This window comes from Chryseobacterium sp. CG10_8 (assembly GCF_058117085.1).
In genome coordinates, this window is the sequence record NZ_JBYVEB010000068.1 from 1 (window position 1) to 18,744 (window position 18,744).

General features: G+C 35.8%; 21 protein-coding genes and 1 other RNA gene. 16 read left to right on the forward strand and 6 right to left on the reverse strand.

Going from position 1 to position 18,744, the window contains the following annotated elements:
• From AC4AGG_RS11215 to rpoN, 9 genes are all read left to right on the forward strand, one after another.
• The coding region (locus AC4AGG_RS11215; RefSeq protein ID WP_489772092.1) for a cation:proton antiporter at nt 1–973 on the forward strand (973 nt) is incomplete at its 5' end.
• 239 nt (nt 974–1,212) lie between these two features.
• Nucleotides 1,213–1,821, forward strand: a complete 609-nt coding sequence (locus AC4AGG_RS11220) for an HdeD family acid-resistance protein (RefSeq protein ID WP_489772093.1) — start codon at nt 1,213–1,215, stop codon at nt 1,819–1,821.
• An 81-nt stretch (nt 1,822–1,902) separates the two neighbouring features.
• Nucleotides 1,903–2,427: an SRPBCC family protein gene (locus AC4AGG_RS11225; protein WP_489772094.1), complete on the forward strand. Its 525-nt coding sequence runs from the start codon at nt 1,903–1,905 to the stop codon at nt 2,425–2,427.
• Between the two features lie 106 nt (nt 2,428–2,533).
• Entirely contained in the window at nt 2,534–2,983 is a 450-nt protein-coding gene (locus AC4AGG_RS11230; RefSeq protein ID WP_489772095.1) for a hypothetical protein, read from the forward strand.
• Between the two features lie 37 nt (nt 2,984–3,020).
• Nucleotides 3,021–3,533 carry a nitroreductase family protein gene (locus AC4AGG_RS11235; RefSeq protein ID WP_489772096.1) on the forward strand — a complete coding sequence of 171 codons (513 nt, stop codon included), beginning with the start codon at nt 3,021–3,023 and terminating at the stop codon, nt 3,531–3,533.
• Nucleotides 3,534–3,705: 172 nt separating this feature from the next.
• Nucleotides 3,706–4,281 carry a 30S ribosomal protein S16 gene (locus AC4AGG_RS11240; protein ID WP_489772097.1) on the forward strand — a complete coding sequence of 192 codons (576 nt, stop codon included), beginning with the start codon at nt 3,706–3,708 and terminating at the stop codon, nt 4,279–4,281.
• A gap of 211 nt (nt 4,282–4,492) precedes the next feature.
• On the forward strand, nt 4,493–5,035 hold the full coding sequence (gene rimM, locus AC4AGG_RS11245) for a ribosome maturation factor RimM (protein WP_489772098.1): 543 nt from the start codon (nt 4,493–4,495) through the stop codon (nt 5,033–5,035).
• 163 nt (nt 5,036–5,198) lie between these two features.
• Nucleotides 5,199–6,647: an asparagine--tRNA ligase gene (gene asnS / locus AC4AGG_RS11250; RefSeq protein WP_489772099.1), complete on the forward strand. Its 1,449-nt coding sequence runs from the start codon at nt 5,199–5,201 to the stop codon at nt 6,645–6,647.
• 538 nt (nt 6,648–7,185) lie between these two features.
• Entirely contained in the window at nt 7,186–8,658 is a 1,473-nt protein-coding gene (rpoN, locus tag AC4AGG_RS11255; RefSeq protein WP_489772100.1) for an RNA polymerase factor sigma-54, read from the forward strand.
• 39 nt (nt 8,659–8,697) lie between these two features.
• On the opposite strand, the gene AC4AGG_RS11260 is transcribed toward rpoN, so the two are convergent.
• Entirely contained in the window at nt 8,698–9,381 is a 684-nt protein-coding gene (locus tag AC4AGG_RS11260) for a DUF8845 family protein (protein WP_489772101.1), read from the reverse strand.
• The gene (locus AC4AGG_RS11265) at nt 9,374–9,868 is read right to left on the reverse strand and encodes an RNA polymerase sigma factor (RefSeq protein ID WP_489772102.1); all 495 of its coding nucleotides are present in this window, start codon (nt 9,866–9,868) and stop codon (nt 9,374–9,376) included. The genes AC4AGG_RS11260 and AC4AGG_RS11265 overlap by 8 nt, the downstream gene beginning before the upstream one ends.
• A gap of 326 nt (nt 9,869–10,194) precedes the next feature.
• On the opposite strand from AC4AGG_RS11265, the gene rnpB reads away from it, so the two are divergent.
• Nucleotides 10,195–10,528: RNase P RNA component class A (gene rnpB, locus AC4AGG_RS11270), an RNA gene on the forward strand.
• A gap of 70 nt (nt 10,529–10,598) precedes the next feature.
• Here the strand turns inward: rnpB and AC4AGG_RS11275 are convergent.
• Nucleotides 10,599–11,474, reverse strand: a complete 876-nt coding sequence (locus AC4AGG_RS11275) for a polyphosphate kinase 2 family protein (protein WP_489772103.1) — start codon at nt 11,472–11,474, stop codon at nt 10,599–10,601.
• Nucleotides 11,475–11,541: 67 nt separating this feature from the next.
• Nucleotides 11,542–12,099: a DUF1573 domain-containing protein gene (locus AC4AGG_RS11280; protein ID WP_489772104.1), complete on the reverse strand. Its 558-nt coding sequence runs from the start codon at nt 12,097–12,099 to the stop codon at nt 11,542–11,544.
• Nucleotides 12,100–12,222: 123 nt separating this feature from the next.
• Between AC4AGG_RS11280 and AC4AGG_RS11285 the strand changes: the two genes are divergently transcribed.
• From AC4AGG_RS11285 to AC4AGG_RS11310, 6 genes are all read left to right on the forward strand, one after another.
• Nucleotides 12,223–14,841 carry a valine--tRNA ligase gene (locus AC4AGG_RS11285; protein ID WP_489772105.1) on the forward strand — a complete coding sequence of 873 codons (2,619 nt, stop codon included), beginning with the start codon at nt 12,223–12,225 and terminating at the stop codon, nt 14,839–14,841.
• Between the two features lie 82 nt (nt 14,842–14,923).
• A complete protein-coding gene (locus AC4AGG_RS11290) occupies nt 14,924–15,340 on the forward strand; it encodes a GNAT family N-acetyltransferase (RefSeq protein ID WP_489772106.1) in 417 nt (138 codons plus the stop codon).
• A 74-nt stretch (nt 15,341–15,414) separates the two neighbouring features.
• The gene (locus AC4AGG_RS11295) at nt 15,415–16,302 is read left to right on the forward strand and encodes a ribokinase (RefSeq protein ID WP_489772107.1); all 888 of its coding nucleotides are present in this window, start codon (nt 15,415–15,417) and stop codon (nt 16,300–16,302) included.
• Nucleotides 16,303–16,390: 88 nt separating this feature from the next.
• On the forward strand, nt 16,391–16,642 hold the full coding sequence (locus AC4AGG_RS11300; protein ID WP_489772108.1) for a hypothetical protein: 252 nt from the start codon (nt 16,391–16,393) through the stop codon (nt 16,640–16,642).
• Complete coding sequence (locus AC4AGG_RS11305; protein ID WP_489772109.1) at nt 16,643–17,230, forward strand: hypothetical protein; 588 nt, start codon at nt 16,643–16,645, stop codon at nt 17,228–17,230.
• A 125-nt stretch (nt 17,231–17,355) separates the two neighbouring features.
• On the forward strand, nt 17,356–18,006 hold the full coding sequence (locus AC4AGG_RS11310; protein ID WP_489772110.1) for an HD domain-containing protein: 651 nt from the start codon (nt 17,356–17,358) through the stop codon (nt 18,004–18,006).
• 68 nt (nt 18,007–18,074) lie between these two features.
• Here the strand turns inward: AC4AGG_RS11310 and AC4AGG_RS11315 are convergent, their stop codons facing one another.
• Nucleotides 18,075–18,275 carry a helix-turn-helix transcriptional regulator gene (locus AC4AGG_RS11315; protein WP_489772111.1) on the reverse strand — a complete coding sequence of 67 codons (201 nt, stop codon included), beginning with the start codon at nt 18,273–18,275 and terminating at the stop codon, nt 18,075–18,077.
• A gap of 1 nt (nt 18,276) precedes the next feature.
• Nucleotides 18,277–18,744: hypothetical protein (locus tag AC4AGG_RS11320; protein ID WP_489772112.1), on the reverse strand; the 468-nt coding region annotated here is incomplete at its 5' end.

Here is an 18,744-nt window from a genome sequence, read left to right on the forward strand (position 1 = left end):
AAAAATTAATAAAATATTACCAACCGACGCGGAATCGGATATTGTCCTCTCCCTCATTGTTCCATATCTCTTGTACTGGGCTGCAGAACAAGTTCATAGCTCTGGTGTTTTGGCTGTCGTTTTTGGTGGATTGTATATGTCGAGCAAACGCTTTCATTATTTGAATGCTTCCAGTCGAATTGCGGGTCATAATGTTTGGGAAAGTTTCGTGTACGTGCTCAATGGTTTGGTCTTCATGATTATTGGTTTGGGTATGCCCGAGGTCTTGGAAGGGATTCGTGAAGAAGGAATTCCATTTTGGACCGCAGTACAATACAGTCTTTTGGTGACGGCGACTTTAATTTTGGTTAGAATCGTTTCATCGTATATTGCCTTGTTTTCTACTTTAATTTTCCGAAGACAGGCGATTGGAAGTGATTTTAGTTTTAGAAAAAATTGGAGGTTGCCAATAGTTTTGGGTTGGACAGGAATGAGAGGGGTAGTTTCGTTGGCAGCGGCTTTAGCAATACCCGTGACTTTAGCCGATGGTTCACCTTTTCCGTATCGAAATTTAATTTTGTTTATCACTTTCGTAGTCATCTTATTGACGCTCATTTTACAAGGGTTGACACTCCCAATTATGATACGTAAGATTGGTTTTATTAATTCTCTGGATATTTCGGATGAAGAGGTACATAAAAGGATAAGAATTGAACTCTCAACCTATAGTGTACAGAAAGCACGTGAACATTTTGCTGAAGAAATGGAGGCGAATACCTTTCTTCGAACTACGATTGAACGATGGGAAGAAAAATTGAATAATCCAGAAAACCAGCATTTCACCCATGAGCAAAAAATGAACTACATTAAGTTCCTTGAGTTGCAGAGAGCTTTCTTGATAGAACGAAATAAAGACACCGAACTCAACGAAGATATTATCCGCAGGCATCAGCATTTAATCGATTTGGAAGAAGAGAGGATCATGCATTCATAACTAAAAGGATACCCAGAATTAATTTCATGTATTAGTAGTTTTTTAAAAATATTTTTAAAATTAATTTATTGGTTGCTAAAAATTTGTAACTTTGATACAATAACCATTCAGAATTTTCATCCCTCTTTTTTAAGATTGTCAATTTATAGTGCAATTTCGAGTTAGATTGATGGATGTTCAAATACAAGGGTAGCTGAAAACTTTTTAGAGTAAGCAAAAACAAAAAAAAACTAATAGTTATGAGTAACACTGTCTTGGGAGCAGTCAGGAAGTCTGTGAAGTACTGGTATGTTCCACTAATTGTAGGATTGATCATGATTGGCGTCAGCATTTGGACTTTTATGTCGCCTTTGGAGTCGTATTTGGCTCTTTCGATTGTATTTAGCGTGTCTTTTTTAGTGTCCGGAATTATGCAAATTAGCTTTGCATTGTCTAATCGGGATATGAAGAACTGGGGATGGAGTCTCGTTATTGGAATTTTGACTTTAGCGGTTGGGATTTTACTGGTAAGAGATCCCGAAGTATCAATGGGGACATTACCTTTCTATGTTGGATTTACGCTGATGTTTCAATCTTTAAGCGCAATTGGTTACGCTTATGATCTCAAAGATAGTGGAGTAATGGATTGGGGGAATCTACTGGCATTTGGTATTATGGGATCCTTGTTTTCGTTTTTGTTAATTTGGAATCCCGTCTTCTCTGGAATGTCAATCATCATATGGACTGGTCTGGCTTTTCTTTTTTCAGGAATTTATGCAGTTTATCTTTCTTTCAAGCTGAAAAAAATTCAACATACAGCTCATGAAATCAAAGATAAAGTTAATAATATCGTCAATTCGGATGATTAAAATTTTCGAATAACTTTCTCAAGAACCAACCCTCGACTGGGTTGGTTTTTATTTTTATATTTGGGGGTTTAAAACCTATTTATGAAAAAAATACTCTACGCTCTTTTGGCTATCATTGGCCTTATCGTGATTATGATGTTTGTTATTGGGGAAAAGTACCATTTCGAAAGATCAATCGTGATTAACGCTCCTGCCGAAAAAGTATATCAACAAATTAGTTCGACCAAAGCTTTTAATCAATGGAATCCTTGGATGAAATTGGATCCCAATATGAAAGTTGAATATTCTGGGACTCAAGGTCAGATTGGAGACCAATATTGCTGGGATAGTACAAATGATAATGCTGGAGCTGGTTGTCAAACGATTGTAGAACTTGTTCCTAATCAAAAACAAAAGACCAAAATGGATTTTAAAAGGCCTTTTGAAGATACTTCTTATTCAGAAATTATTTTGACCAAAGAAGGAAGTGGTACTAAAGTAACTTGGACACTGGATGCTAATATGGAATATCCAAAAAATCTGATGACGATCTTTATGGATGGTGCCATGGATAAGTCTTATGGTGAGGGATTAGCAAGTTTGAAAAAAATCTGTGAAGGGAAATAAAATCTGAAGATATTATAGTTTAAAAATACTCTTTCAGTTTTTGGAAGAGTTTTTTTGTTGAATGACTGTTGTAAATAAATCGTTATTTTAGTATAAATTTTGAAGAATGGAGCTTGTAGATTACGATAAAGCAAAAATTAGAGCCTTTGTAATGGATGAGATTGCAGGTAAGGTGAAGACGTTGGAGTTCTATCGCAATTTTACCTTTGAAGCCAGCAAGGATATCAAGAAAACGCCCAAATACGACTCCTTTCGAGAGGAATTGCAAGAGGAGATTTATCATTTGGATAAGCAGATGCATTATCTCGTGGGAATGCAAGACAAAATGAAAAGGGTCTTATACTCGCCCACAGAGCATATTCAGTTGGGTTCTGTCGTAATTACCAATAAAGCGAGATTTTACATTTCAGTTCCTTTTGGTGAATTCTTTTTTGAAGGAGATCGGTTTTATGCGATTTCCGAGGAAAGTCCGATGGGAAGCGTAATGAAGGGTAAAAATGTGGGAGATGAGTTTATCCTAAATAACATTTACCAAAAAATTTTAAAAATAATATAAAATCATAATGCTATTCGATAGCAAATTACAATCAAATATGAATCAACCTGAAGTTCTTAAACAAATTATAGAAAGTCGAAAAAGTATTTTCCCAAAAGATTATACAGGTCAAGAAATTCCGAATCAACTTTTGGAGGAGATTTTGAATTCTGCTCAGTTTGCACCCAATCACAAGCGAACGAAGCCTTGGTTATTGAAGGTTTTCCGAAAAGAAGATAAATCTGCTTTAGGAAATGTCTTGGCAAAAATTTATAAAGAGACAACCTCTGAGCAAACTTTCTTGGAGAAAAAGTATCTCGACATTCCTTCCAAAATAGAAAAAGCAGATACAGTTGTTGCGATTTGTGTTAATTTTTCTGGATTGGTTCCAGAATGGGAAGAGATTGCCGCAACAGCGATGGCGGTGCAAAACATGTATCTTACTTGTACAGTTAATAAAGTAGGTTGTTATTGGTCAACTCCAGGCATGAAGGATCATTTGGGGTCTTTTTTAGGATTAGAAGAAAATCAAAAATGCTACGGCCTTTTCTATATGGGAAGAATTGATTAATGTAACAATATAGAAGTTTACCAATGTAACAATCAAGCATCCAATTCCATAATTGTTACACTGCTACATTGATATTTTGCTATATTGAAATATTGTTACATTAAAAGTTTTTCATATCTTTGCACACTCAAAATAATTAACAGGGACGAGATCCCAACAAAATTCAAATTTTATGTCAGTAAAAATCAGATTACAAAGACACGGAAAAAAAGGAAAACCTTTCTTTCACATCGTAGTTGCCGATTCAAGATCAAGAAGAGATGGTAGATTCATCGAGAAATTAGGGGTCTATAATCCTATTACTAATCCTGCAACCATCGAATTGGATGTAGATGGTGCTGTTTCTTGGTTAAACAAAGGAGCGCAACCAACTGATACCGCAAGAGCAATTCTTTCTTACAAAGGAGCTTTGTTGAAAAAGCATTTACAAGGTGGTGTTGCTAAAGGAGCTTTCGATCAAGCTGAAGCAGACAAAAGATTCAATGCTTGGTTAGAGCAAAAAGAAGCTTCTGTAGATGCTAAGAAAGATGGATTAGCAAAATCAATGGCTGATGCTAAAAAAGCTGCTTTAGAAGCTGAAGCTAAAGTTAACGAAGCAAGAATCGCTGCTGCTGCACAAGCTGAAGCAGAAGCTAAAGCTGCTGAAGAAGCTGCTAATGCTCCTGTAGAAGAAGTAACAGAAGAAGTTGTTGCTGAAGCAACTGAAGAAACTCCTGCTGCTGAAACAGAAGAAAGAACTGAAGCTTAATTATTAGCTTTAGAAAAAGAATTATATTTGTAGAGGTGCGATTTATCGCGCCTCTCTTATTTTCAAGAAAGGGTTAAGTTATAGAGAAATTTGTTGTCATGCTGACGAAGGAAGTATCTTGAGGTCCCCTCATTATCGCTTCTAAATTTAGGATGACAATTGATAACTTTGATATCAAATTACAAGGGCGTTTAATCAAAATTGAAAGAAAATGAATAAGAAAGATTGTTATTTCTTGGGAAGAATAACCAAAAGACACGGTTTTCAAGGAAATGTGGTCATGAAGTTGGACACAGATCAACCCGAACTTTACAATAAGTTGGGTTCAGTCTTCGTGGAAATTAATGGATTGTTGGTTCCTTTTTTTGTAGAAAAGCAATCCTGGTTTAAGACAGATTCCAAGATTATTACCTTCAAAAATGCCTCAGAAAATCAAATTGAGCAGACCATTGGAAAGGAAGTTTACTTACCACTTTCGACGCTGCCTCCATTGACGGGGAAACAGTTCTATTACCATGAAGTTATTGGTTTCGAAATAATAGATCAAGAAAATAAAAAATGCGGAATCATCAAATCGATTAACGATCAGTCGGTTCAGCCTCATTTTAATCTTGTTTTGGGCGAAACTAATATTATTATTCCCATCATTAAAGATTGGATTTTGGAAGTCGATCGAGACGAAAAATTTATCAAAATGGAACTTCCTGAAGGTTTGTTAGATGTCTTTCTCATTAATACTCCAAAAGACGAATAATATATTTCAATAAAAAATGGCCTCTTCAATGGAGGTCATTATTGTTTTTAATAGTTGATGCTTTTTGAAAGGTTCTAAATTTGGATTTATCGATTAATCCTCACACCTTTATCCCTAAAAATTGCGTCGTTTTTTGTAAATTTGCCTCCACTAATTTTTGAAAATGGAAAAGAAAACAATTAAAGACATTCTACAAGATTACAAGAAAGTACTTCATCATGATATTACAGTAAGAGGTTGGGTGAGAGCATTCCGTTCTAATCGCTTTATCGCACTTAACGATGGTTCTACCATCAATAATTTGCAAATTGTGGTGGACTTCGAAAATTTTGATGAAGAAACCATTAAAAAAATTACGACTGCATCCTCTTTGAAGATTGTTGGAGAAGTGGTGGAAAGTCAAGGAGCAGGTCAGACAATGGAGATTATTGCTAAGAAGATCACGATTTTGGGAGATAACTTCACAGAAGAAAGAGACAAAACTATTTTGCAACCCAAAAAGCACTCTTTAGAAACATTAAGAGATCAGGCACATTTGCGTTTCAGAACCAACCTTTTTGGTGCGGTTTCGAGAGTGAGAAGCGCGGTGAGTTTTGCTATTCATCAATATTTTAACCAAAACCAATTTTTCTATATCAACACGCCGATTATTACAGGTGCTGATGCAGAAGGAGCAGGAGAGATGTTTGGGGTGACAAGTTTTGACCTTAATAATATCCCAAGAACGGAAGATGGAGAAATCGATTTTTCTGAAGATTTTTTTGGAAAGAAAACCAATTTGACCGTTTCAGGACAGTTAGAAGCTGAAACTGCCGCAATGGGATTGGGTAGAGTATATACTTTTGGACCAACTTTCCGTGCAGAAAACTCTAACACGACACGTCACCTTGCTGAGTTTTGGATGGTAGAGCCAGAAGTAGCTTTCAATAATTTGGAAGATAATATAGATTTGGCAGAAGACTTCTTGAAGTACGTCATTGCTTACGTTTTACAAAACTGTAAAGATGATTTAGAGTTTTTGGATAAGCGTTTTGCGGAGGAACAAAAGGGTAAACCAGAAAAAGATAGAGCTAAAGAAGGATTAATCGAGAAGTTAGAGAATGTTATCAAGAAGCGTTTTATGAGGGTTTCTTATACAGAGGCCATCGAAATTTTGATGAACTCCAAAGAGAATAAAAAAGGTAAATTCCAATTTCCTGTAGAACATTGGGGAACCGATTTGCAATCCGAGCACGAAAGATATTTAGTTGAAAAACATTTCGAATCACCAGTAGTTTTGTTTGATTATCCAAAAGATATCAAAGCTTTCTACATGAGACTCAATGAAGATGGTAAAACTGTTGCTGCAATGGATGTGCTTTTCCCTGGAATTGGAGAAATTATTGGAGGTTCTCAGCGTGAAGATCGTTTGGATGTTTTGAAATCAAAAATGCAGGAAATGCACGTTGATGAGCACGAGTTGTGGTGGTATCTCGATACGAGAAAATTCGGGTCTGTGCCACATGCTGGATTTGGATTAGGTTTAGAAAGATTGGTGCTTTTCGTAACAGGTATGACCAATATTAGAGACGTAATTCCTTTTCCTCGTACCCCTAAGAACGCTGAATTTTAATTCGTTTCAGAAAATTTTAATTCGAGATATCTGTAATAGCGAAAAGTTATAAAAGAAGCAATGAAGGTTGCTGTTAAATTGATTACGAAGTAGTTTTCCTTAATTGAGTTAACAGCAATTTTCTCTGAAACTGCACTTTGTATGGCTACAAAGCTCCAAATATTTTGTGCTATGATTTGACTCAAGAAGTATATTACTAATGCAAAAAATATTGGAAGAACGCTGCTTCGTTGATGTCGAGATGCAAGTTTGCCGAAATAATTGAAAATCAAGATAAACGGCAGCAGGTAGAATAGTCCTATCAATAACATTTGGTTTTTTTGTTTTTTCTGAATTTAAAGATAATCAAAAAAGTATAGTCAAATTTATTTTTGAGATAGACTAGAGAATCTCGAACTTTACGAAATTAAATTATATATAAACCTCCCAAAGTCTTGGGAGGTTTTTCATTAGGGGAACTTTCGGAAGCAAAAAGCATGCAATTTTATTTCGATTTAAAAGAAATTTAGTAATTTCGTGACAAAGTAATATAGAAAGCATGCTCAAACAGAATCTTCAACTTAAACTCGGTCAAAAACTGGCTCCTCAACAAATTCAGTTGATGAAGTTGATTCAGCTTCATACAATGGAATTTGAAGAAGAGTTGGAGCGAGAATTAGAGGAAAATCCTGCGCTAGAAAGGGCAGAGGACTCACCAGAGGAAAAATATGAGGAACTAGAAGATGATTATGGCAATGACTCAGAAAGCATCGAAACCGATTTTGATGTGGATGAGTATCTTTATGATGACGAACCAAGCTATAAAACAGCCTCTAGTAACTATTCTGCAGATGATGAAGAGTTTGATAATCAGTCATTATTAACAGAAGGTCAGTCGCTTTACGATTATTTAATAGAGCAGATTCATTTAGCTAATGTAGATGGAGAAGACCTCAAAATTGCAGAATACATTATTGGTAATTTGGATAATGATGGCTATTTGCGCAGAGAAGTGAAATCTTTAGTGGATGATCTTGCATTTTCTCAGGCGATCTATACCACACAAGAAAGAGTCGAATATATTTTGGAAAATTATGTCCAAAAATTGGATCCCTCTGGTGTTGGAGCAAGAAGTCTACAAGAATGTCTGTTGCTTCAGATTGAGAAAAAAGTAAGTGGTAATAAAGCTATTTCTTTGGCAGCTGATATTTTGAGAAACCAATTTGAAGCTCTTACCAACAAGCATTACAATAAGATTATTCACAAGTACGATATCGAAGAAGATGATTTGAAGGATGCTTTGGATGAGATTTCCAAACTTTCTCCAAAAGTAGGCGGTAACTTCGATACGCAGACTATCACTATTAATCAAGAGATTATTCCTGATTTTACCATTAAAATCATTGAAAATGGTAAAAAAGGAGCGGAGGTAATTCCTATGCTCAATAGCAGAAATGCTCCTACATTAAGAGTGTCTGATGAGTACAAAGACATTTTGAGTACTTATTCGCATGACAAAGAATCGAAAGAGCACAAACAAGCTGCATTATTTATTAAACAAAAGTTAGATGCCGCAAAATGGTATATTGACGCCATCAATCAGCGACAGAATACTTTGATGCAGACCATTTCTGCGATTGTTCAGCTTCAGAAAGATTATTTCTTGACTGGAGATGACAAGTCATTGAAACCGATGATTCTCAAGGATGTTGCCGATATTACAGGATTTGATATTTCTACGATTTCAAGAGTGGTTAAGAGCAAGTATGCAGATACGCCTAATGGAATTGTTTATCTTAAGGATTTATTTTCAGATTCATTGACCAATACGGAAGGAGAGGAGGTTTCTACTAAAGAAATCAAAACCCATTTGCAAGAAGCTATTGATAAGGAGAACAAGAGAAAACCTTATACTGATGATGCTTTGGTAAAAATTTTGAAAGACAAAGGGTACAATATTGCACGTCGTACTATTGCAAAATACCGGGAGCAACTTAATATTCCTGTGGCGAGACTGAGAAAGGAATTATAAAAATAGAATTTACTTATAAAGAATAAAAAAATCGGTGACCTAAAAGTCCCGATTTTCTTGTTTTTCGATATCCTCTAATTGCTTCAGATTTTTAGAAAGATGACTCATAATAATTCCATATACCACTCGATAATAGACCCAAACAAGGACTAGACACAGCAACAGACTGATAACAAAACCAGCAATAACTCCAGTCAATACACTTTGGTCTAAATCCAAGTTTTGACTAGAAATGGTATTCAAAAGAAAAACCAAATGCGCAATCGTAAAAGCTACTATTAATAAGACATTGGTCAGGATAAAAAGATTAACCGTCTTTTTGAATCTAATGATTTGCAGAATGAAAGTCTTTAAGGTAGATTCAATCTTAATTTTTCGATAATTTTGATAGAAAAGATATACAAAGAAGCCTGTCACTAGCAAGCTAATTACTTTGGTTCCAAAATATAGATGCTCTAGATTAGCGACAATTCCGTTATTGATTTTCACGCCCAAACGTTCCAAAATATTGAGGAAGCTGTTGCTTTCTTGCGAACTAAAAACATAGAAAATCGTCAACGAGAGGAAGAACAGAAATTCCACCGCACTAATCCAAAAGATATACTTCACATAATTACGTGACTTTTGGTTGAGCATATTGACAATTTCAGACTGGTCATATCGATTATCGACAGGCTGTTCTTGCCATGCTTTCTTTAGATTATCTAGGTCAAAATCAGGCATGTTTTTCCATTAATTCTTTTAACGTTTTTTTCAGTCGATTCATTTTCACTCTAGCGTTAACCTCAGTAATCCCAAGGTTTTCCGAGATTTCTCTGTAAGGCAAATCGTCCAGATACATCATAACAATGGCACGTTCTATTTTGGGTAATAATTTGATGACCTTGTAGAGTAGGGCAATTTGCTGTTCTTTCTCATCATCAGGTTCCATTTTATCACTATAATGGAACTCCATGATTTCGTCTGTTTTTGGAGATTTAGTTTTCTTTCTGAAGATAGTAATTGCAGTATTAAGTGCTACACGATACATCCAGGTCGAAATCTTACTCTCACCTTTGAATGAGTCGTAACTTCTCCATAGTTGTAACACAATTTCCTGAAATAAGTCTTGTTCGTCCTCCAAAGTATTGGTATACATCCGCGAAACCTTGATAATCAGGCCTTGATTATCTTTGATCAATTGCGAAAATTCTTGTTCTCTGGAAGTCAACTAGTGTTAATTTTGAGTGCGAAGATAGAAATTTGGGCGCACAATTCCGGCTTTCACTACTCGCTTTTTTGTAATTTTTCTTAAAAAAATCACAAAAAGAGCTCAGACATGCCGTTCAATCCGGGGCGCAATTTGACTTAATAGAACGATTAGAGGAGAAAATAGAGGAAAGAGAAAAGAGGAAAGAGAAAAGAAAAAAGAAAAAAGAAAAAAGAGAAAAAAATAACCAGTAACTATAAACCAGTAACTATAAACCGGAAACCAGAAACTCACAACTCACAACCCATACCTCATAACTAAAACAAAAAAACTACCTTTGCAATCCACGAGAAAATCGGTCTGTTGATTTTCATGAAAATGAGAATAGGAAAGTCCGGACTCCATAGAGCAACATAGCGGATAACATCCGTCCGTAGTGATACGAGGACAAGTGCAACAGAAAGCAAGTACAGTTCGGCTGTAGTGAAACCAGGTAAACTCTATGTGGAGCAATGATAAGTATATCGATGTTTTCGTCTCGGCGGAATAGGAGCGGCTCGTTCCGAAAATCGAGGGGTAATCAGCTAAAGCATTTTGGCAACAAAATGCGTAGATAAATAACAGACGTCAGTTTTATTTTTTTTCTGAACACAGAATCCGGCTTATAGATTTTCTCGTGGTTTTTTGTTAGGGTGTAGAGGGATTTGTTAATAGGTTGCAGTTAGTCTTAATCTCACTCTCAGCCTCAATCTTACTCTTCCATCAACTGGCTCTTGGCCTCTTCTAATTTTGCTTTTTCAGCTTCGGGCATTTCAGGGAACTTGAGGTCCGTAGATTTCAAAGCGTCTATGATAATTTGGATGGCGACAACACGAGCAAACCATTTTTTGTCAGCAGGAAGCACGTACCAAGGAGCGTGATTAGTTGAAGTTTCATTAATGGCTTCCTCATAAGCTTCCATATAACTCTTCCATAGTCCTCTTTCTTTGAGGTCTCCGAACGAAAATTTCCAATTTTTCTCTGGGTCATTGATGCGGTCAAGAAAACGTTGCTTTTGCTCGTCTTGTGAAATGTTAAGGAAAATTTTAATAATTCGGGTTCCGTTATGTGAAAGGTGTTTTTCGAAGTTTCTAATACTTTCATAGCGGTTTTCCCAAAAGGATTTGTCAAATTGAGAAACGTCGTTCCATACTTTTTCGCTCAGATTATATTCTGGATGAACTTTACAAACCAAAACGCTTTCATAATGGCTTCGATTGAAAATTCCAATTTTACCCTTTTCTGGAAGAGCTAGATAATGACGCCAAAGAAAATCGTGCGAATATTCGTTAGAATTAGGCGTCTTAAAGCTCGTTACTTCACAACCTTGTGGATTGACTCCGCCAAAGACGTGCTCAATTAACGAGTCTTTACCAGCGCCATCCATAGCTTGTAAAACGATTAATAAAGATTGGCTACCGTCAGCATAAAGCTTTTCTTGTAGGTGACGAAGTTCGTCTTTTAAGCTTTCTAGGATTCCTTCTCCTATTTCTTTCTCGAGATCCCCTTTATAATCTGTATCAAAGTCTTTGAGATGAAAATGTTGATGACTGTCAACACGATAATTTTCTATGATGTCTTTTTTCATGAGATTGTTTTTTTTCAAAAAAAAACCACTTCGTTAAGAAGCGGTTTTATGGATTTAGTAATAATTCTTATTTGTTAAGCTCCTTTAATTCTTTTTGCATAGTCTTAAGGTTGCTCTTCAAAGTTTTTACTTTTTCTTTAGAATCAGTAATCAACTGAGTTGTACTTGTTAAGTCATTTTGAGCTTTTGCAATTTCTTCTTCTTTAGTTTTAATAGCAAGTGCTTTTTTCTCTTCTGGAGTTAATTCTCTTTCTTTCGCATTAGGGTCAACATTTCCAGTAATGGTTAATACTGTTCTTCCGTTTTGCGGGTCATTAGAAAATACTTCAATTTGCTTCGTGAATTTTCCGTTAGAGTTCGTGTTATAATGAACTTTGATTTCAGCAGTTTTACCTGGTTCAATTGGGTCTTTGCTCCAATCTGGCACTGTACAACCGCAACTTGGTTTTACGTTAGAGATGATTAACGGTTTGTCACCAGTGTTTTTTACAACAAAAATTCTGTTTCCGTCTGCACCAGTCTTAACTGTACCATAATCCATGGTCGTTTTATCAAAATTAATTGTTTGAGAAAAAGCCAAGGCAAAAGTACCTAAAAGAGCAACACCAGTAAATAATTTTTTCATTTCTACAATTTTTTATTGAATTGGATTTTAATTTAATAACAAGAGACAAAGTTAAAAAATAATTTTAATTCTAAACACTTTAACCTATTTTTGCAAGCATTAAGAATTAAACGAAAAATCGATATGTCGCTTTCAGAGAAATATAATCCGCAAGAAACGGAAGGTAAATGGTATAACTACTGGTTAGAGAACAAATTTTTTCATTCAGAACCTAATGATAAGCCGCCTTACACCATTGTAATTCCACCACCGAATGTGACGGGGATTTTACACATGGGACACATGCTGAACAACACCATTCAGGATGTTTTGGTACGTCGTGCAAGGATGCAAGGATACAACGCTTGTTGGGTTCCGGGTACAGACCATGCTTCTATTGCTACCGAAGCTAAAGTCGTAGCCAAATTAAAATCTGAAGGCATCGAAAAATCAGATATTTCTCGTGAGGAGTTTTTGAAACACGCTTGGGAATGGACTGATAAGTATGGTGGAACCATTTTGGAGCAGTTGAAGCGTTTGGGTTGTTCATGCGATTGGGACAGAACCCGTTTCACGATGGAAGATAAGTTGTCTCAACAGGTCATTAAATCTTTCGTTGATCTTTATAATAAAGGATTGATTTATCGTGGTTACCGAATGGTTAATTGGGATCCGGAAGCCAAAACCAATATTTCCGATGAAGAGGTAATTTTCAAAGAGCAAAACGGGAAACTTTATTTCCTTAAATATAAAATTGAAGGAACAGAGGACTTTCTTTCGGTGGCAACAACACGTCCAGAAACGATTTTTGGAGATACTGCGGTTTGTATTAATCCAAATGATGAGCGTTATGCCCATTTGAAAGGTAAAAATGTAATCGTACCAATAGCTAATCGTGTGATTCCGATTATCGAAGACGAATATGTTGATATTGAATTCGGAACTGGTGCCTTGAAAATTACGCCAGCTCACGATACCAATGACTACGAAATCGGTCAAAAACATCAACTTCCAATGATTGATTCTTTGGATGATGATGCTAATTTGAACGCTCACGGAATGCATTATGCTGGTAAAAACCGTTTCGAGGTTAGAAAGCAAATTGCAAAAGAATTAGAAGAAAAAAATCTTTTGTTGAAAGCGGAAGATTATGTGAATAAAGTAGGGACTTCGGAAAGAACAGGTGCGGTTATTGAGCCTAAAATTTCTCAACAATGGTTCCTGAAAATGGAAGGTCTGGCAAAACCTGCTTTGGACGTTGTAATGGATGATGAAGTTAAATTCTATCCTGAAAAGTTCAAAAACACCTACAAACATTGGATGGAGAACATTCGCGATTGGAATATTTCTCGTCAATTATGGTGGGGACAGCAGATTCCAGCGTACTATTATGGCGAAGGTGAAGATGATTTTGTAGTTGCTGAAAACATCGAAGATGCACTTGTTTTAACAAAAGAAAAATCCAACAACCAACAACTAACAACCGACAACTTGAAACAAGACCAAGACGCGCTTGATACTTGGTTCTCTTCTTGGTTGTGGCCAATGTCGGTTTTCGATGGATTATTGGATCCAGAAAATAAAGACATCCAGTATTACTATCCAACTTCGGATTTGGTAACTGGTCCAGATATTATTTTCTTTTGGGTGGCCCGAATGATTATGGCGGGATTGGAATATCGTAAAGAAGTTCCATTCAAAAATGTTTATTTCACGGGGATTGTAAGAGATAAGCAACGCAGAAAAATGTCCAAATCTTTGGGTAATTCACCAGATCCTTTGGAATTAATCGATAAATACGGAGCAGACTCTGTTCGTGTTGGGATTTTGTTGAGTTCTGCAGCAGGTAATGATTTGTTGTTCGATGAAGATTTGATGCTACAAGGGAGAAACTTTGCTACCAAAATTTGGAACGCCTATCGTCTGACTCAATCTTGGAATAAAGAAGATAAACCAGTGACAGAAACCGAACTTCAAACGATTGAATGGTTCGGAAACCAAATGAGCAAAACGATTGCTGAAATTGAAGACCAATTCTCTAAATTTAGAATTTCGGATGCGTTGCATTTAATTTATAAATTAATTTGGGACGATTTCTGCGCATGGTATTTAGAAGCAGTGAAACCAGCATATGGAGAAGGAATTTCAAAAGAAGTTTACAACCAAACGATGGTTTACTTTGGAGAATTAATGAAGTTGCTTCATCCTTTCATGCCTTTCCTTACAGAGGAATTATGGCAACATATGGGTGAAAGAACTCCTTCGGAAGCGTTGATTATTGCACAGCAAATGAAATCTTCATCTTTTGATTCAGCTAAATTAACGGACTTTGAATTTGCTAAAGAATTAATTTCAGGTGTTAGAAATTACCGTCAGAGTAAAGGAATTTCGCCAAGAGAAGAAGCGGAATTATTTACCAATGCGGATGGTTTCAAAAACGAAGCGGTGATTAAGAAATTGGCTAATGTTTCGACTATTCATTTTGGAGAAAAGACGGACAAACCAAGCTTTACATTTTTGGTTGGTGCTATAGAAGTTTCGATTCCTTTGAGTGAAAATTTAGATTTAGGCGAAGAAAAGCAAAAGACGGAGGAAGAGATTAAATATCTTAAAGGGTTCTTGATTTCTGTTGATAAAAAATTGTCCAACGAAAAATTTGTTGCCAACGCAAAATCTGAAATTGTAGAGAACGAGCGTAAAAAACAAAAAGATGCGCAAGAGAAAATTGCGATTTTGGAGGAGAAGTTAAAGACTTTGAATTAGATAATCCGGTAATTTTGGAAATTTGAAAATGTAGAAACTGCATTTTCAAATTTTCTCATTATCACATTCACAAATTGAAAAAATGAACATTACATTCTCCAAAAACAAGGAAGATATGGATGTGCCATACATTCATCAATTTTTATCAACCACTTATTGGAACGAAGGCGTTACTTTGGAGAAGATTCAGAAGTGTGTAGATAATAGTCTGAATTTTGGAATGTTTTTGAATGGTCAACAAATAGGTTATGCAAGAGTTTTGACCGATTTTGTTCGCTTTTCTTATTTGATGGATGTTTTTATCGATCCTAATATGCAAGGGAAAGGTTACGGAAAAATGCTGATGAAACATATTTTAGAAGATGAGGATATTTGTCAGGTTTCAGGGATGATGTTGGCGACAAAAGATGCACATACATTGTATGAACAGTTTGGTTTTGAGCGTCTAAACGAGGAAAGCCAAAAAAGGTTTATGGTTTTTAGAAGAGAAAATCTTTAAGTTAAATAAAAGTTAAATCATGTTTTAATTGGTGCTTTTATTTTACATTTGTTAGTATAGAATAAGAAAGTAATATGAATTTTAGTTCAGAGTCTCCAAAAATTGTTGTTGTAGGAAGTTCTTCCATAGATTTGGTGTTGGAAACCGAAAAAATTCCAAGTGAAAACGAGACGGTTTTGGCTCGGAGATACGAAAGTTTTTTTGGTGGTAAAGGGGCTAATCAAGCTGTTGGTACCGCAAGATTAGGAGGACATGTTCATTTTGTTGGTTGTGTCGGCATGGACCCTTTCGGGCAACAGATTATGAGACATTTGGTGGACGAAGGTGTCAATGTAGGTTTTGTTTATGAATCCGAAAATGCCTCTACTGGAACAGCTTATGTTACTGCAGCTCAAGGGAAAAATGCCATTGTGGTTGTTCCTGCTGCTAATTCGCATCTTAAACCAAAGCATATTGATGCTACAGAAAAATATATTGGTCAAGCGGATTTGATTCTTTTGCAGTTAGAGATTCCGATGGAAGTGGTAGAACATACGGTCGAATTAGCCAAAAAACATGGCAAAAAGGTGGGGATTTATGCTGCTCCAGCCAAGACACTTCCAAAACAAGTTAAAGAATATGCTTCTTTTATTGTAGCAAAAAGTGATGAGTTGGATGTCGTTTTTGGTGATGAGCCAAGAGACGAAATTCTAAAAAATTATCCTAACAGATTATTGATTCGTAATAAAGATAACTCCACGACGTATTACAATGGGTCGACCATGAAATATACTGAGAAAAATGATGACCAGTCCTTGTATCAAATGGGAATGGGAGATGCCTTCACTTCTGGATTTGCAATTGCAATTTGTCATGGAAATTCCATTGATGATGCAGTGAAATTTGGCAACGAAGTTTCTTTGAAAGTCGCTAAAACTCCCGGTTCTCAAAAGGGACTCCCGTTTTTGAATGATTTTTCTTAAATTTTGAATTAAATATCTTCGATATTATGTTGAGAATTTCAATTATTTGAGATTCTCTTTCTTTTTTAGATAAATTTGTCTTCTATCCATGAAAGAAATTAGACTTCAAACCAGTGTTGGACATAGCATTTCGATGACGATTTTCGAACCCGAAAATTCTTCAGGGAAGCTCCTGTTGATTAATGCTGCAACTGGTGTGAGGCAACATATGTATTACTCAATGGCTAAGTTTTTTGCCGAGAGGGGTTTTGTAGCGATTACTTATGATTACTACGGAATCGGAGCTTCCAAACCCGAAAATTTGAAATCTTGTAATGCGAGTATGAGATCTTGGGGTTAGGTGGATTATGCAACGGTAACTGAATTCATCAAGGTCAGTTATCCTTCTCTGCGGAAGTTTTGTTTAGGACATTCGGTTGGAGCATTAATTTTGGGAATGAACGAAGATTCTTCGATTTTTGAGAAATTTGTTTTTGTCAACACCCAAAAGGCATATCTCGGAAATCTCAATTTCAAAACTAAAGTCAAAGCTTTTTTTGGGTTTGGTTTTGCGCTTCCTTTTAGTATTCGATTGCTGGGTTATTTTCCGGCGCCTTGGTTTGGTCTCGGAAAACCCCTTCCTTCGGGGGTTGCTTTTGACTGGAAAACTTTAATTTTGAATAAAAAATCGACCAATGCATTGTTAGAAAAGACAGTTAATGTTTCCAAATTACTTCAACAGTATACGCTTGTCATTTCAGCTGAGGACGATGCTTGGCTGACTGAGAAAGGAATCAATACTTTGATGGCGGAGAGTTTTCCAAATCTGAAGGCTGAATTTCGCGTTATAGGTGTTTCGGAGTCTGAGAAAAATGAAGTAGGACACATTAATTTTTTTCGCAGTTACAATAGGAATTTGTGGGAAATTCCATTAATTTGGTTGGCTTAAGTTTTCCCCTTTTTGAATGGTTGGATTTGAAGTGAAGACTGAAAGAGGGGGTATAAATTCCCCTCCACTGGAGGGGTGGCGAAAATTCGTTAGAATTTTTGACGGGGTGGTTTATAAATATAAAAATGGAAAAAATAATATCACAAACAATTCATTTTGTTAAAGATAAATTGGATGGAGCAGAAGCCGGTCACGATTGGTTTCATGTAGAAAGAGTTTGGAAACTTTCAAAAAAAATTGCCGAAACTGAAGGAGGAAATCTGCAAGTGATTGAACTTTCGGCTTTGCTACATGATATTGCTGACCCCAAGTTTCACAATGGAGACGAAGCTTTGGCTTTGACGATTTCTGAAAACTTTATGAAGAGCCAGAATGTTTCTGATGAGGTGATTGATGATGTTTTGTTGGTGATTAAGAATATCTCCTTCAAAAATAGAGGAGAAGCGATTGGGAATCCGCCAATTGAATTACAGATTGTACAAGACGCTGACCGATTGGATGCCATTGGAGCGATCGGAATTGCAAGAACATTTAATTTTGGTGGGTTTAAGAATAACATGATGTATCATCCTGATATCAAACCTAATCTCGGAATGTCAAAGGAAGAGTACAAAAAATCCAATGGCACAACCATCAATCATTTTTACGAAAAACTACTTCTTCTGAAAGACTTAATGAATACCGAAACCGCAAACAAAATCGCATCTCAAAGACACGATTTTATGTTAAGTTTTTTAGACCAGTTTTATATGGAATGGGAAGCTGAGGTTAGTTGAAATGCAGAAGTTAGTTATTAGGGCTTAGGAATTTCAAATTCTAAACTCTAAACGCGCAACCGCTGATGCTAATCTCCTTCGTCAAGTTCAAATATTTCTTCTACTTTTTTGCCAAAATACTTTGCGATTTTTAGAGCTAAAACGGTGGAGGGAACATATTTTCCAGATTCCAGTGCATTAATTGTTTGACGAGTCACGTTCGTTATTTTCGCAAGTTCTTCTTGCGTGATGTTTTTAATTGCTCGTTCTATTTTAATTTTATTTTTCACCTTATTTATTTTTGAAAAGTAAATACTGAAACCTGAAAATATATAATATTAAAGGTAAAAAAATACAAATTCCCATGATCACGAGAAAACTGAATCCGAAGATTGAAAAATACAAAACAAAGATTATACAATAACTTACAAAAATACTCCAAAACATTGATTTTATCCGTAAACTATTGATGTATTCATCTTCATGTTTTTCTCTGGAAAAACCAACGAGAATTCCTCCAATGATTAGTAATAGTGGAATGATGTTATCTAATCCAATGCTTCCATAAACAAACCATCCTGGTTTTCCTTCTGAAAATAATTCGTCCGTATTATAGATTTTTATAAATGGAATTTCGATTGCCTTTTCCATTGAAGCATAAAATATTAGATAGATAATTCCACCAATCAGTGCTGGAATGAAAATGAACCAACCAATTTTCTTATAAACATTGGGTAAAAGTTTTAGATTTTTCATTTG

Bases quoted from the DNA above. Each gene is read 5' to 3' on its own strand.
- AC4AGG_RS11240 (WP_489772097.1), top strand. From the start codon at position 3,706: ATGTCAGTAAAAATCAGATTACAAAGACACGGAAAAAAAGGAAAACCT.
- AC4AGG_RS11300 (WP_489772108.1), top strand. From the start codon at position 16,391: ATGAAAGAAATTAGACTTCAAACCAGTGTTGGACATAGCATTTCGATG.
- AC4AGG_RS11220 (WP_489772093.1), top strand. From the start codon at position 1,213: ATGAGTAACACTGTCTTGGGAGCAGTCAGGAAGTCTGTGAAGTACTGG.
- AC4AGG_RS11225 (WP_489772094.1), top strand. From the start codon at position 1,903: ATGAAAAAAATACTCTACGCTCTTTTGGCTATCATTGGCCTTATCGTG.
- AC4AGG_RS11280 (WP_489772104.1), bottom strand. From the start codon at position 12,099: ATGAAAAAATTATTTACTGGTGTTGCTCTTTTAGGTACTTTTGCCTTG.
- AC4AGG_RS11230 (WP_489772095.1), top strand. From the start codon at position 2,534: ATGGAGCTTGTAGATTACGATAAAGCAAAAATTAGAGCCTTTGTAATG.
- asnS (WP_489772099.1), top strand. From the start codon at position 5,199: ATGGAAAAGAAAACAATTAAAGACATTCTACAAGATTACAAGAAAGTA.
- AC4AGG_RS11285 (WP_489772105.1), top strand. From the start codon at position 12,223: ATGTCGCTTTCAGAGAAATATAATCCGCAAGAAACGGAAGGTAAATGG.
- rpoN (WP_489772100.1), top strand. From the start codon at position 7,186: ATGCTCAAACAGAATCTTCAACTTAAACTCGGTCAAAAACTGGCTCCT.
- AC4AGG_RS11295 (WP_489772107.1), top strand. From the start codon at position 15,415: ATGAATTTTAGTTCAGAGTCTCCAAAAATTGTTGTTGTAGGAAGTTCT.
- AC4AGG_RS11290 (WP_489772106.1), top strand. From the start codon at position 14,924: ATGAACATTACATTCTCCAAAAACAAGGAAGATATGGATGTGCCATAC.
- AC4AGG_RS11275 (WP_489772103.1), bottom strand. From the start codon at position 11,474: ATGAAAAAAGACATCATAGAAAATTATCGTGTTGACAGTCATCAACAT.
- AC4AGG_RS11260 (WP_489772101.1), bottom strand. From the start codon at position 9,381: ATGCCTGATTTTGACCTAGATAATCTAAAGAAAGCATGGCAAGAACAG.
- rimM (WP_489772098.1), top strand. From the start codon at position 4,493: ATGAATAAGAAAGATTGTTATTTCTTGGGAAGAATAACCAAAAGACAC.
- AC4AGG_RS11235 (WP_489772096.1), top strand. From the start codon at position 3,021: ATGAATCAACCTGAAGTTCTTAAACAAATTATAGAAAGTCGAAAAAGT.
- AC4AGG_RS11310 (WP_489772110.1), top strand. From the start codon at position 17,356: ATGGAAAAAATAATATCACAAACAATTCATTTTGTTAAAGATAAATTG.